At 59.9% G+C, this 494-nt stretch carries 1 protein-coding gene; it reads right to left on the reverse strand.

The genetic code is table 11. From position 1 onward, the window contains the following. Positions 1-224: 224 nt before the first annotated feature. A partial coding sequence (locus EN943_RS37375; RefSeq protein ID WP_206522899.1) for a glutaminase occupies positions 225-494 on the reverse strand: 270 nt, incomplete at its 5' end.

Consider the following 494-nt stretch of genomic DNA (forward strand, 5'->3'; position numbering starts at 1 on the left):
ACCGAGGACAAGCCGAAACGCGGCGGCTGGTGGCAGCGGAAGGGTTTTTTCTAAGCCTTTCAGGTACCTGAGCTAGTTTGTTGACAAAAAATCCCGCGCCGTCTCGAAGACGGTGCGGGATTTTCTTATCTGGCGTTATGCCGGATCGCGAAAGGCTAAAACGCTTCTTTGATTCTATGCATGTCGTTGTCCCAAAACCGCTGCGCACTTTTGGGCGACATGCATCACGGCGCGAAGATCGACCAGTTCATCATCCTGGCCAGCTTTTCCAGCGCGATCGACCCCAGCTTGGAATTACCGTTGGCATTGAGGCCCGGCGACCATACGGCAAGCGAGGCGACGCCCGGCACGATGCCCAATATGCCACCGCCGACGCCACTCTTGCCGGGGATGCCGACGCGGAAGGCGAAATCGCCGGAGCCGTCATAGTGGCCGCAGGTCAGCATCATGGCGCCGATGCGGCGTGCCCGCTCGGCCGACACCACGCTATGCCC

Source organism: Mesorhizobium sp. M7A.F.Ca.US.006.01.1.1 (assembly GCF_003997935.1).
Classification (GTDB): Bacteria; Pseudomonadota; Alphaproteobacteria; order Rhizobiales; family Rhizobiaceae; genus Mesorhizobium.